At 57.8% G+C, this 13304-nt stretch carries 16 protein-coding genes; 8 read left to right on the forward strand and 8 right to left on the reverse strand.

What is annotated here, in order from left to right; genetic code table 11:
* Genes GOV38_RS20605 through GOV38_RS20625 form a run of 5 tightly spaced genes read left to right on the forward strand, consistent with a single transcriptional unit; the run spans position 1 to position 2967 of the window.
* Positions 1–471, forward strand: coding sequence for an HPr kinase/phosphorylase (locus GOV38_RS20605; RefSeq protein ID WP_171208801.1), 471 nt, complete (start codon positions 1–3; stop codon positions 469–471).
* A complete protein-coding gene (rapZ, locus tag GOV38_RS20610; RefSeq protein WP_171208800.1) occupies positions 456–1349 on the forward strand; it encodes an RNase adapter RapZ in 894 nt (297 codons plus the stop codon). Before GOV38_RS20605 ends, rapZ begins: the two co-directional genes overlap by 16 nt.
* On the forward strand, positions 1346–1738 hold the full coding sequence (locus GOV38_RS20615; protein ID WP_171102821.1) for a PTS sugar transporter subunit IIA: 393 nt from the start codon (positions 1346–1348) through the stop codon (positions 1736–1738). The genes rapZ and GOV38_RS20615 overlap by 4 nt, the downstream gene beginning before the upstream one ends.
* A 15-nt stretch (positions 1739–1753) precedes the next feature.
* A complete protein-coding gene (locus tag GOV38_RS20620) occupies positions 1754–2023 on the forward strand; it encodes an HPr family phosphocarrier protein (RefSeq protein ID WP_171102823.1) in 270 nt (89 codons plus the stop codon).
* A 44-nt stretch (positions 2024–2067) separates the two neighbouring features.
* Positions 2068–2967, forward strand: a complete 900-nt coding sequence (locus GOV38_RS20625) for a lysophospholipid acyltransferase family protein (RefSeq protein WP_171208799.1) — start codon at positions 2068–2070, stop codon at positions 2965–2967.
* 45 nt (positions 2968–3012) lie between these two features.
* On the opposite strand, the gene GOV38_RS20630 is transcribed toward GOV38_RS20625, so the two are convergent.
* Entirely contained in the window at positions 3013–3888 is an 876-nt protein-coding gene (locus tag GOV38_RS20630; RefSeq protein WP_171208798.1) for a 3-hydroxybutyryl-CoA dehydrogenase, read from the reverse strand.
* A 161-nt stretch (positions 3889–4049) separates the two neighbouring features.
* On the opposite strand from GOV38_RS20630, the gene GOV38_RS20635 reads away from it, so the two are divergent.
* A complete protein-coding gene (locus tag GOV38_RS20635) occupies positions 4050–4850 on the forward strand; it encodes a DUF6473 family protein (RefSeq protein WP_254430545.1) in 801 nt (266 codons plus the stop codon).
* A gap of 48 nt (positions 4851–4898) precedes the next feature.
* Here the strand turns inward: GOV38_RS20635 and GOV38_RS20640 are convergent, their stop codons facing one another.
* The 7 genes from GOV38_RS20640 to GOV38_RS20670 all read right to left on the reverse strand — a co-directional run bounded on the left by GOV38_RS20640 (position 4899) and on the right by GOV38_RS20670 (position 9899).
* The gene (locus GOV38_RS20640) at positions 4899–5828 is read right to left on the reverse strand and encodes an electron transfer flavoprotein subunit alpha/FixB family protein (protein WP_171136767.1); all 930 of its coding nucleotides are present in this window, start codon (positions 5826–5828) and stop codon (positions 4899–4901) included.
* Positions 5828–6586: an electron transfer flavoprotein subunit beta/FixA family protein gene (locus GOV38_RS20645; protein ID WP_171208797.1), complete on the reverse strand. Its 759-nt coding sequence runs from the start codon at positions 6584–6586 to the stop codon at positions 5828–5830. The genes GOV38_RS20640 and GOV38_RS20645 overlap by 1 nt, the downstream gene beginning before the upstream one ends.
* A gap of 196 nt (positions 6587–6782) precedes the next feature.
* On the reverse strand, positions 6783–7547 hold the full coding sequence (locus GOV38_RS20650; RefSeq protein ID WP_171208796.1) for a hypothetical protein: 765 nt from the start codon (positions 7545–7547) through the stop codon (positions 6783–6785).
* Positions 7523–8095 (reverse strand): cob(I)yrinic acid a,c-diamide adenosyltransferase, encoded by a 573-nt coding sequence (locus GOV38_RS20655; protein WP_171130520.1) that lies wholly within the window; start codon positions 8093–8095, stop codon positions 7523–7525. The genes GOV38_RS20650 and GOV38_RS20655 overlap by 25 nt, the downstream gene beginning before the upstream one ends.
* A 3-nt stretch (positions 8096–8098) precedes the next feature.
* The gene (locus tag GOV38_RS20660; protein WP_171208795.1) at positions 8099–8299 is read right to left on the reverse strand and encodes a twin transmembrane helix small protein; all 201 of its coding nucleotides are present in this window, start codon (positions 8297–8299) and stop codon (positions 8099–8101) included.
* Positions 8300–8376: 77 nt separating this feature from the next.
* Positions 8377–9204 carry an SDR family NAD(P)-dependent oxidoreductase gene (locus GOV38_RS20665; protein ID WP_171102839.1) on the reverse strand — a complete coding sequence of 276 codons (828 nt, stop codon included), beginning with the start codon at positions 9202–9204 and terminating at the stop codon, positions 8377–8379.
* 68 nt (positions 9205–9272) lie between these two features.
* Positions 9273–9899, reverse strand: coding sequence for an SH3 domain-containing protein (locus GOV38_RS20670; protein ID WP_254430544.1), 627 nt, complete (start codon positions 9897–9899; stop codon positions 9273–9275).
* 199 nt (positions 9900–10098) lie between these two features.
* On the opposite strand from GOV38_RS20670, the gene parC reads away from it, so the two are divergent.
* Together parC and GOV38_RS20680 are read left to right on the forward strand one after the other, a co-directional pair.
* Positions 10099–12447 carry a DNA topoisomerase IV subunit A gene (gene parC / locus GOV38_RS20675; protein ID WP_171208794.1) on the forward strand — a complete coding sequence of 783 codons (2349 nt, stop codon included), beginning with the start codon at positions 10099–10101 and terminating at the stop codon, positions 12445–12447.
* Positions 12448–12544: 97 nt separating this feature from the next.
* The gene (locus GOV38_RS20680; protein WP_171102843.1) at positions 12545–13135 is read left to right on the forward strand and encodes a hypothetical protein; all 591 of its coding nucleotides are present in this window, start codon (positions 12545–12547) and stop codon (positions 13133–13135) included.
* Positions 13136–13304: the final 169 nt, after the last annotated feature.

Below are 13304 nucleotides of genomic sequence, written 5' to 3' on the forward strand. Positions count from 1 at the left end.
ATGACGGTCACGACCCTATCCGAAACAGCAGGTCTGGATCAGGCCTGTATACACGCAACTTGTGTTTCTGTGGGCGGTAAGGGGCTGTTGCTGGTTGGTGCGTCCGGTTCGGGCAAATCTACGCTTGCGCTGCAGATGATGGCACTGGGCGCGCAGTTGGTTGCGGATGATCGCGTTGATCTTTGGCTGCAAGCTGATACCGTGATGGCGGTGGCCCCGACACGATTACGCGGCCTGATCGAGGCGCGGGGAATCGGGTTATTGCAGGCTGTAGCGTCCGAGGCTGTGCCGATCACCTATGTCATCGACCTTGATCAAACAGAGCCCGCGCGCCTGCCCGATCCTGTTCAAGTTTCTGTGCTGGGGCAATCTGTTCCCTTGCTTCGCGCGCACGGCTTGCCCAATTTGCCGGCAGCACTCATGCAATTGGCAAAGAAAGGGCGTGTGGAACCGCAATGGCCGAGCAAGTGACAACACAGCAGCGTATCGTGTTGGTTACCGGCCCGTCCGGGGCCGGGCGCTCCACGGCTATTCATGTGCTTGAAGATCTCGGCTTTGAGGCGATCGACAACCTGCCCATGGGGCTTTTGACCCGTTTGTTGGACGGCGCCGACCCCTCAGGCCCGATGGCGTTGGGCATCGACGCGCGCAATCGGGATTTTTCGACCATTGGGTTCATTGAGTTGGCCGCCAAGCTTGGCCGCATGGCGCAGGTCGACCTGACCGTGTTGTATCTGGATTGCAATGACGATGTCCTGTTGCGGAGATATTCGGAAACCCGCCGCCGCCATCCCTTTGCCCAAGGTGCAAGCCCCGAAACAGGGATTCAGCAGGAAAGGGAACTGCTGTTGCCGATCCGGGAAATCGCCGACAGTTTGATCGACACCAGCGCGCTGAACGTTCACCAGCTACGCGAAGAGGTTGAGCTGTGGTTCGCGCCCCAAGGAGGTCGACACTTGGCTGTGTCAGTCGAGTCTTTCTCGTATAAACGCGGGTTGCCGCGCGGGCTCGACATGGTGTTTGACTGCCGGTTTCTGGCCAATCCTTACTGGCGACCGGAATTGCGCGCCGAGGATGGTCGAAATGCAGATGTTGCAGCCTATGTTCAGTCAGATGGAAACTATGACGCGTTCTTTGACCGGGTCGTTGACCTGCTGATCGTTTTGCTTCCTGCCTTTCGGGCCGAAGGCAAGGCGCATTTGTCCGTAGCTTTTGGATGCACCGGTGGGCAACACCGCTCGGTTGCCGTCGCCGAAGCTGTCGCAAAGACCCTTGCAGAAGCGGGTCAGCAGGTGTCAATAAGGCATCGCGAAATGGAGCGTCGATCGTTGAATGTGAGGCCGGATTGATCGGGATCGTAATTGTTGCGCATGGTGGGTTGGCAAAGGAATATCTGGCAGCCACTCAGCATGTGGTGGGTAAACAGCCCGGGCTGGTCGCCATCTCGATCGAGGCGGACCATGACCGTGAGGAAAAACAAGCCGAAATCTGTCGCGCGGCCGACGCGGTAGATGCTGGTGACGGGGTCGTCGTCGTCACTGATCTTTTTGGCGGCAGCCCATCGAATCTGAGCTTGCGCGCCTGCGCCCCGCAGGATCGACGCATCCTATATGGTGCGAATCTCCCCATGCTGATCAAATTGGCCAAAAGCCGCCACCTGCCGCTGGCTGATGCGGTGCGGGGCGCATTGGAAGCTGGACGCAAATATATAAATGCGCAAAATGTGACGTTAGAGTGATTTGGACTGACTTTAATGACGACTAAAAGACTGAAAATAATAAATGAAAAGGGCCTGCACGCCCGCGCATCAGCAAAATTGGTCGAAGTGGTAGAAGGGTTCGATGCCAATGCCGAGGTGTCGAAAGACGGCCTTTCTGCGTCTGGAGACAGTATAATGGGCCTTTTGATGTTGGCAGCATCGCGCGGAACGACTATTGACGTCGAGACGTCCGGACCGGATGCTGAGGCGTTGGCAGACGCGTTAGAGACTTTGGTGAACGACAAGTTTGGTGAAGGGTTCTGAAGCAGAAATTTCGCTGCCAAACTGAGGGATGGGAAGACCAGGAATTGGCGGAAACCACGCACCATAGCAAGACGGCACCCGTCGTGGATCAAACTGCGGAAGTGGGCGAAGTCTATGACCGTAGAACGCTGACCTACGCAAATTCCTTTGATGACGCTTGGACGGCGACGGCCATTCGCGCCATCGAATGGTGTACTGGCAAGCTGACCATTTTGCGCATGGTCAACAAGTTCGAAAAAAGCAACGAACACTACCGCGGCCAGAAATTCTGGGGTGGCGCGCTCAACACCATGGGGATCGATCTGACCACCCCACAGGAGCAGATTGCGCGCATTCCGAAAGAGGGCCCGGTGGTGGTTGTCGCCAACCACCCGCATGGCATGGTTGACGGGATGATCTTGGCCGAGTTGATCGGCAGGGTCCGCAGCGACTATCGCATCCTGACACGCTCGGTCCTGACCGGCCTGGATGAAGCTGCGACGTCGTTCATGATTCCGGTCCCGTTTCCCCACGACCCCGAGGCGCAGGCCAAAATGCTTGAGATGCGCGGCAAAGCAATGGACCATCTGAAAGAGGGCGGTGTTGTAGCTCTGTTCCCGTCCGGTGTGGTGATGTCGTCCGACGACTGGTTCGGCCCTGCTATCGAGCGGGAATGGAATGTGTTCACAGCGAAAATGATCCGCCGTTCGGGCGCACGCGTAGTGCCCATTTTCTTTCCGGGAAGCAACTCGCGCTGGTATCAGATCGCCAATCGGCTTTCACCGATCCTGCGTCAGGGATTGCTGCTGCACGAGATCGTTCGGTCCTGCAACAAGTCTCAATCCCCGGTCATCGGCGACCCGATTTCCGATCAGGATATGGAATTGCTCGAGCGTGACCCGCGCGGCTTTATGGGCTGGCTCAGAAATCACACTTTGTCTTTGGGCAAAGCTGGCAAGGATTGATCCGCTACTTCAGGTCGCGCAAACCTCCTGAAGGTGCTGTTTCGTTCACCGCGTGGGGACAGGTACGTCGCCTCGGTAGTCATAGAAACCCCGTTGCGTCTTACGTCCCAGCCATCCGGCTTCGACATATTTCGTAAGCAGCGGACAGGGTCGATATTTGGTGTCGGCCAGCCCGTCATGCAGCACATTCATGATCGCAAGGCAGGTGTCCAGCCCGATGAAATCCGCCAGTTCCAACGGCCCCATCGGATGGTTGGCCCCCAGTTTCATAGACTGGTCAATGGACTGAACGCTGCCCACACCTTCATAGAGCGTATAAACCGCCTCGTTGATCATCGGCATCAGGATGCGGTTAACAATAAACGCAGGGAAATCCTCGGCACTGGCCGCGGTTTTGCCCAGCTTGTCCACGACGGTTTTACAGGCCGAAAACGTTTCTTCATCCGTTGCAATCCCGCGGATCAATTCCACCAGCTGCATCACCGGCACCGGGTTCATAAAGTGGAAGCCCATGAACTTTTCCGGCCGATCCGTGCGGCTGGCCAGCCGGGTGATCGAGATCGACGAGGTGTTAGACGTCAGAATCGTATGCGGCTGCAGATGTGGTTGCAGATCTTCGAAAATCGCCTGTTTGACCGTTTCCCTTTCGGTGGCGGCCTCGATCACCAGATCGGTTTGCCCCAGGTCTGGCAGGTTCAGGGTGGTTCTGATTCGCTTCAACGCCCCAGAAACCGCCTCTTCGGTGATCTTTCCACGCGACGCCTGGCGCGACAGGTTTGCCTCGATCGTCGAAATTGCGGCATTCAACGCATCTTGGCTGATGTCATTCAGCAATACATCATAGTCTGCCAGAGCCAACACATGCGCAATTCCGTTGCCCATCTGACCGGCGCCGATCACTCCTACAGATTTGATTTCCATGGCTTAAGCCTCTGCTCGCTGAATATGCCGGACATTATCGGCAGTTCCGTCCGGGCGGCAAGGGGCTGAGGCCACTCTAAGCTGCGTAAATTGCGCGCGTTAGCGGTTTCTAAAGACTTGGGGCTGCAAGATGGCGACCGGGTGAAAAATGGGTGAGTGATATGAGCTACCAAGCTATCAGCGTGGACGGTCCCACGGATGTTGTGTGCCGGTACGGCACCTCAGGTCTTGCGTTTCGTGGGCCAAAACAGCCTTTGGAGCAAGGATACATTGCGTGCATCGGGGGCGACGAAACATTTGGCCGATTTGTTGAGGCGCCGTTTCCGGCAGTACTCGAAGACCGGCTCACGCAGCGATGCGTGAATTTCGGCAGTCTGTTTTGCGGGATCGACGCGATGGTCCATGATAGCGGTCTGATCGATCTGGCCAATGGTGCTGATCTTTGCGTTGTTCAGCTGCCCTCGGCGGTCAGCCAGTCAAACAGGTTCTACCGCGTACATGTCCGTCGAAACGACCGGTTTCTCGCGCCAACGGCTGAGCTGGTTGCGCTATTTCCCGAAGTGGATTTCACAGAGGTGCATTTCGTTCAGCATCTGCTACAGCGATTGCGGTCGGTTTCTGAGGCCCGTTTCGAGAAAATTAGGCAAGAACTGCAGCAGCAATGGCTGCAGAGCATGAACCAATTTCTTGACCAGATAGAGACTCCGACCATTCTGCTGTGGTTACAGATCAATCGCGGTGCATTTGACTGCGCACCGATCAAAACGTCCATGGTGCAGGCGCTAAAGCATCGTAGCAAAGATATCGTTACTGTTCCCGTACAGGTGTCAGGCGAATCCGATGAGTTGGAAGACATGCTGTTTGGTACGTTGCAACAACCGATAGCGGAACACATGCTGGGCCCGGCAGCTCATCGGCATATTGCCGAGGCATTGACTTGGTCAATCAACAGTCAGGAATGAAAAAAGGCCCGTCAAAGACGGGCCTTTCCCAAAATCAGGGGCTTAGGCTTAACCCAGTTTTTCGGTAAGTTCGGGTACGGCAGCAAACAGGTCGGCAACCAATCCGAAATCGGCAACCTGGAAGATCGGTGCCTCTTCGTCCTTATTGATCGCGACGATGACCTTGCTGTCTTTCATACCGGCCAAGTGCTGGATCGCACCCGAGATACCGACGGCTACATAGAGGTCCGGGGCAACAACCTTACCGGTCTGACCCACCTGCCAGTCGTTCGGGGCATAGCCCGAGTCGACCGCCGCGCGGGACGCACCTACGGCAGCGCCCAGCTTGTCAGCCAGTTTTTCGATCAGCGCGAAATCCTCTTCCGAGCCGACACCACGTCCACCGGACACAACAACACCGGCCGAGGTCAGCTCGGGGCGGTCGCTTTCGGCCACTTTGTCTTCAACCCATTCGGACAGGCCTTCGGAGCCGGGAACCGAAACGGTCTCAACCGGGGCAGAGCCGCCTTCGCCAGCCGCGTCAAAGCTTGCAGTCCGCAAGGTGACAACTTTCTTGGCGTCGTTCGACTTCACCGTCTGGATCGCGTTGCCCGCATAGATCGGACGCTCAAAGGTCGACCCGTCCACCACGCCGGATGCATCCGAGATCACCATCACGTCCAGCAGGGCTGCCACGCGCGGCATCACGTTCTTGGCGTCTGTGGTCGCAGGGGCCACGATATGCTCGTAACCGTCGGCCAGCGACACGATCAAAGCAGCGGTCGATTCCGCCAGGCGATGACCCAGCGATGCATCTTCGGCCACCAACACCTTGGCCACACCGTCGATCTTGGCAGCGGCCTCACCGGCAGCGGCGGCCGAGCCACCTGCGGCCAGAACGGTCACATCACCCAGAGCTTTTGCAGCGTTGACAGCCTTGGCTGTGGCGTCCAGCGCCAGTTCACCATTGTTGACTTCGGCAAGCAGAAGTACAGCCATTACACAGCCCCCGCTTCTTTGAGTTTCTCGACCAGCTCGTCGACAGAGCCCACGATGATACCAGCGGCGCGCGCTGGCGGCTCTTCGGTTTTGACCACTTCCAGACGCGGGGTGACGTCGACGCCGTAATCGGCGGCGGTTTTCTCATCCAGCGGCTTTTTCTTGGCCTTCATGATGTTGGGCAGCGACGCATAGCGCGGCTCGTTCAGGCGTAGATCAACGGTCACGATGGTCGGCATCTTGACGCTGATGGTCTGCAAACCGCCATCAACCTCGCGGGTGATCTTGGCGCTATCGCCTTCGATATCCACCTCAGATGCAAAAGTCGCCTGGCTCCAACCCAGCAGGGCCGACAGCATCTGGCCGGTGGCGTTCATGTCATTGTCGATCGCCTGTTTGCCCGCCAGAACAATGCCCGGCTGCTCTTCCTCGACCACTTTGGCCAGGATCTTTGCGACGGCCAGAGGTTCGATATCGGCGTGTACGTCATCAGCAGCCACGACCAGAATCGCACGGTCAGCACCCATGGCCAATGCGGTACGCAGGGTTTCCTGCGCCTGCTTTACACCGATCGAAACAGCAACAACTTCGTCGGCCTTGCCTGCTTCTTTCAGGCGGATCGCCTCTTCGACGGCAATTTCGTCGAACGGGTTCATCGACATTTTGACATTGGCGAGATCAACACCGCTTCCGTCCGCTTTGACGCGAACCTTCACGTTGTAGTCGATCACGCGCTTGACAGGCACAAGTACCTTCATTTTTGCGTATACTCCTTACAAAAACGGCAAGCCGCGTCGCGACTCCACCAATGCTCTCGCTGGACTGAATAGCGCTTCACGCAGTGCGAAGACAGGGCAAAATCGTCACGTTTTCATCACGAGACGTCGCGTTCCATGTGTTCTTTCAGAAAAACCCGACGAACAGCGGGCAGGGCGCCCGCCTGATGGTAGGGGCTCAACAGATGGTCAGAGCATCCAGAACCCAGGTTGCATGACGGTTGAGATCTCTATCTAACGAGGCGCGCGCCATCGCCTGTTCGGCGCGTTCCATCATCTCGGGGCTGCGATACCACTCTGCGACCTGCCTGGCGCGGTCGGCCTGACCGGGCAGGCTCCATTCATTTTCGGGCCAGAAGGCGGTTGACCAAATGCTTGGAAACCCGCCCGAGATATTCCAGTCTTGGGCCAGACGGCCGAACAGATTGGCATCGTCCCATTGCCAAAGGTGTCGCAGCATCGGGTCGGGGTCGTGGCCAGCGCTGGCGAACATACACAGGATGTCATCCAGATAGCAGTCTTGCGCATTGCGCCCACCCGGCTTGTGACTGTCCAGAAACAGCAGAGTGAACCGAGTGATTACATCGACTTCCGGCGGTGTCCAGCGGTCGGGCAAACCGGTGGCAAAGCGCGTCAAGCTAACTTCAATGCCAACGTTTGCAACCTCGTGTCCTTGAGCCAAAAGCTCCATCACGCGTGGCAACAGATAGCGCGACAGGGCAAGTGAAACTTGCGGATCAGAGGCCGCGAAGAACCAGTCATTGACGTAGTGCAGCGGAAGCGCGCGAATATCTGGGATAAAGAAATCGGCCTCGATCTCGGGATACATGCAACACTGTTCGCAGACTTCCAAAGCTGTGGGTTTGGGCCGCTTGAATACGGTATAGGCGTCTTCGACGCATGCCGCCATCGCGGGTGTCAGCGGTTTGCGCCCGGAACCCATAGAACGTCGTCTTTGCCATCGTTGTTCGCGCAGCGCGCTGCCACGAAAAACCAGTCGCTCAGCCGGTTCAAGTATTTCACCGCCACTTCGTTCACCGGCTCCATATTGGTCAGTTCAACCGCCAGACGTTCGGCGCGGCGAGACACAGTGCGGCAGACATGCAAATGGGCTGCCAGACGCGACCCTCCGGGCAGGATAAAACTGCGCAACGGCTCAAGATCCGCGTTCATCGCGTCAATCTCGGCCTCAAGCCGGTCAATCTGAGCAGGCGCGATGCGAAGCGGCGGGTAATCGGCCTCGGCATCCTTTTCCATATCCGGGCGGCAGAAATCAGCGCCCAGATCAAAGAGATCATTCTGAATGCGGGCCAGCGCCGCATCGGTTTCGCCCTCGGCCTCTGTCCGGGCCACGCCAACGAATGAGTTCAACTCATCCACGGTACCATAGGCGGCCACACGGCCCGAATACTTGGCAACCCGTTCGCCATTGCCCAGAGCCGTTTTGCCATCGTCGCCGGTGCGCGTGTAGATTTTGTTGAGAACAACCACCGCTTACCCTCCTGTTCCGCGCAGGTAGACGTAGAGCAGGATCAGCACCACGGCAATGAACTGAAACAGGATGCGAAGCTGCATCATCTTGTTGCTTTTGACCGCAGCGTTTTTGCCTGCCTTGCCGAAATTGGCGATACCGATCACCAACACAACAACCACGGCAGCCATCGCCAGCAAGAGTACGACCATCAAGAGGTCCATATCAGTCCCGTCCACATTCTGTTTCTTTGCTCATCATCTAGCCTTGCTCGGTCAAAAAGCGAACGGGTAATTTCGCCTCAGATGTCGGACAGGATGCGATCAATGGCCCGCGTCGGCAGCATTCGGCGCAAATACCCGGCGATATAGGTAGGGGTGGTCACATAGTAGCGCGGTCGGGGGCGCTTGGATTCCACCGCGTGAGCCAACTTTTTGGTCACCGCCGAGGCGGGCAGTTCGAACCGGTCCGGCCCCGAGGATTCATACAGCCGGTTCAGCAGTTTGCGCTCATACCGGTCGCGGATGGCCGAGCTTTTCCAATCGACAAACCGTTCAAACATCGGGATCGAGTTTTCGCGGATTTTTGAGGTGATGGGGCCGGGTTCGATCAGAATGACCTTGATGTCGGTATCACCCAGCTCCAACCGCAGCGTGTCTGACAACCCTTCAATGGCGTATTTCGTAGCCACATAAGCCCCGCGCCAGGGAAAGGCCACCAGACCCAGCACGGATGAGTTCTGCACGATTCGCCCGTGCCCCTGCGCGCGCATGACCGGGATGACCTGCCGGGTCAGTTCGTGCCATCCGAACACATTGGCTTCGAATATCTGGCGAAGGCCGTCTGTCGGTACATCTTCAAGAGCGCCGGGCAAGCCGTGTGCGCCGTTGTTGAACAAGGCGTCCAAGGTGCCGCCTGTGGCCTCAAGCACCTGGGCCAGTCCTTCGGTCATGCTGGTTGTGTCGGTATAGTCAATACGCGGGCTGTCAAAGCCCTGCGCGCGCATGCGGTCGCAATCCCGTTGCTGTCTGCATGACGCGAAGACGTGCCAACCTCGCGCGCGCATTCCATGAGCCGCGTCCAAGCCGATCCCCGAGGAGCAGCCGGTAATAAGTATGGATTTTTGCATTGCCTGTCCGAACCTTGATCCGCCCCAAAGCTATTGCCGGGGTAGGGTGGGGGCAATGACCGACGGTGTTAATTCGAGGTTTTACCCAAAAGCGAAGAAGAAACCCATCCGATCTGTTGCTGCGGCAACACGCGGACGCGCAACCATCCCGTACCCGAGTCGCCCAAAACTTCGGCCTTCTGTCCGATCGACAATTTGGTGATCACCGGATAGATCGTTCCGGGTCCGTCCCGCATGTTCACGCGCGTGCCCGTGACTTCGCGCCAGTCTTTGACCGGTTCTGCCGTCACCGGTGTGTCTTCCACGATTGTATCAGACGGCTGCGCACGCTCGCGCAGTCCAGCGGCGCCCTCTTCCAGAGATGCGAGCGTGAGGTTCGCGTTTGGAGTGGCGAAACCGGAAAGCTGTGGCAACGACGCGCTTTCTGCAGTCGCTTGATCAGTTTCATCCGCTTCGAAAATGACCACAGGTTCCGCTGTCTGGCGCAGCGGGGCCGTGCGGGCAGCAACATTGGTCACCAATTGTTCGGCCTGCGGTTGGCGTACGGGTTTTGGCGCAGGTTTCGGGGCGGGCGTTTCGGCAACGCGTTCGGGGGCCACCACAGCTTTGCTGCGCGGCTCGAAATTCGGGCCATCGCTCATGACATAGAAACACCAAGCCAAAGCGGCAAAGGTCAACAGAATAAGGCGCGGCATGGCGCTTCCCCCAGGCAATCGACAGCAGATTAAACAGGCAGCATCTAATGCAAAGATGATATCATAGAAGCGGGTTTCTGTCGAAAAATGGGGGAAATCCGAGGGTTGGCTCCCCCTGTTGCAAAAAGCCCGACTTGTCCCCAGCAAAAAATGCCGCGATTGCTTTACCCGCGCGCGCTTGCGTTGTACCACATCATGTATGAACGACACGATCGACGACCCCAACATGGAGGCCCCTGAGAACGGGGGCGAAGTAGCCGAACCGCTGCGCCGCGCCATAGGTGAGCGGTATCTGACCTATGCGCTGTCCACCATCATGCACCGCGCCCTGCCGGATGCGCGGGACGGGTTGAAGCCAGTTCACCGGCGAATCCTCTATGCGATGCGCGAATTGCGACTCAGCGCGACGGGGGGTTTCCGTAAGTCCGCCAAGATTTCAGGCGACGTGATGGGCAACTATCACCCACATGGTGATGCCGCAATTTACGACGCGATGGCGCGTTTGGCGCAGGATTTCAACGTGCGCTATCCGCTGGTCGACGGGCAAGGGAATTTCGGCAATATCGACGGTGATAACCCGGCGGCCTCGCGATACACCGAGGCGCGAATGACAATCGTAGCCGAGGCGCTGCTTGAGGGGCTGAACGAAGACGCTGTTGATTTCCGCGACAATTACGATGGTACCCTGACCGAACCGGTCGTGCTGCCCGCGCAATTTCCCAATCTGCTGGCCAATGGCGCCAGCGGCATCGCCGTGGGGATGGCGACCAATATCCCACCGCATAATATTTCAGAGCTGTGCGACGCTTGCCTGCATCTGATCAAAACCCCGGATGCGCGCGACGACACGCTGCTGAACTATGTGCCCGGACCCGATTTCCCGACCGGTGGCGTCATTGTCGAACCGCCCGAGAATATCGCGCAGGCTTACCGCACCGGGCGCGGTTCGTTCCGCCTGCGCTGCAAGTTCGAAGTTGAGGATCTGGGGCGTGGCCAGTGGCAGATCGTTGTCACCGAGATCCCCTATCAGGTTCAGAAATCCAAGCTGATCGAAAAGATCGCAGAACTGATCCAGACCAAGAAGATCCCGATCCTCGCCGATGTGCGCGACGAATCCGCCGATGACATCCGTTTGATTCTGGAACCACGCTCCAAGAACGTGGATCCCGAAGTGTTGATGGGCATGCTCTATCGCAACTCGGACCTTGAGGTGCGGTTCAGCCTGAACATGAACGTGCTGATCGACGGGGTCACGCCCAAGGTCTGCTCGATGAAGGAAGTGCTGCGCGCTTTCCTCGACCACCGGCAAGAGGTGCTGCTGCGCCGCTCGCGTCACCGTCTGGGCAAGATTGATCACCGATTAGAGGTCTTGGAGGGCTTTATCGTCGCCTTCCTCAACCTTGATCGTGTGATCGACATCATCCGCTATGACGACGACCCCAAAGCCGCGCTGATGCGCGAGGATTGGGGCATCGACCACGTGCGCGCCACGGACGAATCCGACTATGTCTCGCCCAAACCGGGCGAAGGCGAACTGTCCGAGGTTCAGGTCGACGCCATCCTCAACATGCGCCTGCGCAGCTTGCGCCGTCTGGAAGAGATGGAGCTGGTGCGTGAACGCGACGAATTGATGGAAGAGCGCGCCAATCTGGAGGATCTGCTGGCCGATTCGACCCTGCAATGGGCCAAGATCGCCGAGCAGTTGAAAGAGACCAAGAAGACCTTTGGCAAAGATTATGAAGGCGGCGCACGCCGCACCCAATTTGCCGAAGCCGGTCAGGTTGAAGAGGTTCCGCTGGAGGCGATGATCGACAAAGAGCCGATCACAGTGGTCTGTTCGCAGATGGGCTGGATCCGCGCCATGACCGGCCATATCGATCTGACCCGCGAGCTGAAGTTCAAGGATGGCGACGGGCCACGCTTTATCTTCCACGCGGAAACCACTGACCGCTTGCTGGTCTTTGCGTCCAATGGCCGTTTCTACACGGTCAGCGCCGCCAATCTGCCGGGCGGGCGCGGCATGGGTGAGCCGCTGCGCCTGATGGTCGACTTGCCCAATGAGGCGCAGATCATCGACATCCTGATCCACAAACCGGGCCGCAAGCTGCTGGTGGCCTCGGATGCAGGCAATGGCTTCATGGTGCCCGAAGATGACGTGCTGGCGCAAACGCGGAACGGCAAGCAGGTGCTGAACGTCAAGGAAGACGAGACCGCTATGATCTGTAAACCGGTTGTCGGTGATCACGTGGCGGTGGTGTCTCAGAACGGCAAGTTCCTGGTCTTCCCGACCGAAGACCTGCCCGAGATGACACGCGGCAAAGGGGTGCGCCTGCAAAAGTACAACATGGCACGCGGGCGTCAGGGTACACTGGAATTGGATGGCGGCTTGTCCGACATCACCACATTCAACTGGGAAGACGGCCTTAGATGGTCGATGGGCGGCGATAAGACGCGGCACGAGGCGGATATGTCCCAATGGCTGGCCAAACGCGCCAGCGTTGGCAAAAAGCCGCCCTATGGGTTCCCACGCGATTATAAATTTTCGTGAGCGCAGCCCCTGAGTGGTGGTTTTCTGCTGATACGGCTTGGCACAGGCCGTATCGGTAGGGTAAACCCAATAAAAACAGGCCTATCGAGACATGATCATGCGACGCATTCTGACCCTGATGACCGGACTGGCCCTTTTGGGTGCCTGCGCTCAGACGCAGCTTTATGAAGACCCCGAAGAATTGGGCGAGTTCAACTTGCGTGTGAACTATGCCTTTGCAGACAACGCGGTACAGGGGCCTGTCTCGCGCGATGCAACGCCCGATGAGTGGACCGCCGCGATTCAAAACGCGGTGGATGTGCGCCTGGGGCGTTATGAGGGCGCGCAGGAATACGACATCGGCATCAGCCTCGAAGGTTATATGCTGGCACCTCCGGGGATCCCTGTGATCTACAATCCCAAAAGCACGGCAATTGTTCTGGTGAATGTCTATGACGTCGGCAAGGAAGAGTTCGTGGCCAAGGGCAAGCAGTTCCAGGTGCTTGAGGACACAACCGGCGAAAGCGTTTTTGCCGGGTCCGGCCATTCCCGCTCACGTGAAGAACAGATGAACGGTCTGGCCCTGAAGGTTGCGGACCGCGTCGAGGAATGGCTGGCCGAAGAACATCTTGAAAACGGGTGGTTCAAAAGACGCCCTGACTTGATCCAGCCGCTCGAATCCTCCGAGGTTACGCAAAATCCGGCGTAACCGTCGATTTCCCGCAGGATGTGCTTGATTTTCGCCTTTGAACCAAATATCTCGCGCGCGCAGATGTAACCTACGGGACCAAAGGTCCCCAAAACGCAAAAGGGCGCCTGAGGAATGGCAAAGGAAAAGTTTGAGCGTACAAAACCGCACGTCAACATTGGCACGATTG

The organism is Ruegeria sp. HKCCA5839 (assembly GCF_013035585.1).
Classification (GTDB): domain Bacteria; phylum Pseudomonadota; class Alphaproteobacteria; order Rhodobacterales; family Rhodobacteraceae; genus Ruegeria.

Coding starts and splice junctions, on each gene's coding strand:
- GOV38_RS20670 (WP_254430544.1), bottom strand. CDS start 9,899: ATGCCGCGCCTTATTCTGTTGACCTTTGCCGCTTTGGCTTGGTGTTTC.
- GOV38_RS20680 (WP_171102843.1), top strand. CDS start 12,545: ATGCGACGCATTCTGACCCTGATGACCGGACTGGCCCTTTTGGGTGCC.
- GOV38_RS20660 (WP_171208795.1), bottom strand. CDS start 8,299: ATGGACCTCTTGATGGTCGTACTCTTGCTGGCGATGGCTGCCGTGGTT.
- GOV38_RS20620 (WP_171102823.1), top strand. CDS start 1,754: ATGACGACTAAAAGACTGAAAATAATAAATGAAAAGGGCCTGCACGCC.
- GOV38_RS20640 (WP_171136767.1), bottom strand. CDS start 5,828: ATGGCTGTACTTCTGCTTGCCGAAGTCAACAATGGTGAACTGGCGCTG.
- rapZ (WP_171208800.1), top strand. CDS start 456: ATGGCCGAGCAAGTGACAACACAGCAGCGTATCGTGTTGGTTACCGGC.
- GOV38_RS20630 (WP_171208798.1), bottom strand. CDS start 3,888: ATGGAAATCAAATCTGTAGGAGTGATCGGCGCCGGTCAGATGGGCAAC.
- GOV38_RS20645 (WP_171208797.1), bottom strand. CDS start 6,586: ATGAAGGTACTTGTGCCTGTCAAGCGCGTGATCGACTACAACGTGAAG.
- GOV38_RS20665 (WP_171102839.1), bottom strand. CDS start 9,204: ATGCAAAAATCCATACTTATTACCGGCTGCTCCTCGGGGATCGGCTTG.
- parC (WP_171208794.1), top strand. CDS start 10,099: ATGAACGACACGATCGACGACCCCAACATGGAGGCCCCTGAGAACGGG.
- GOV38_RS20650 (WP_171208796.1), bottom strand. CDS start 7,547: ATGGGTTCCGGGCGCAAACCGCTGACACCCGCGATGGCGGCATGCGTC.
- GOV38_RS20635 (WP_254430545.1), top strand. CDS start 4,050: ATGAGCTACCAAGCTATCAGCGTGGACGGTCCCACGGATGTTGTGTGC.
- GOV38_RS20605 (WP_171208801.1), top strand. CDS start 1: ATGACGGTCACGACCCTATCCGAAACAGCAGGTCTGGATCAGGCCTGT.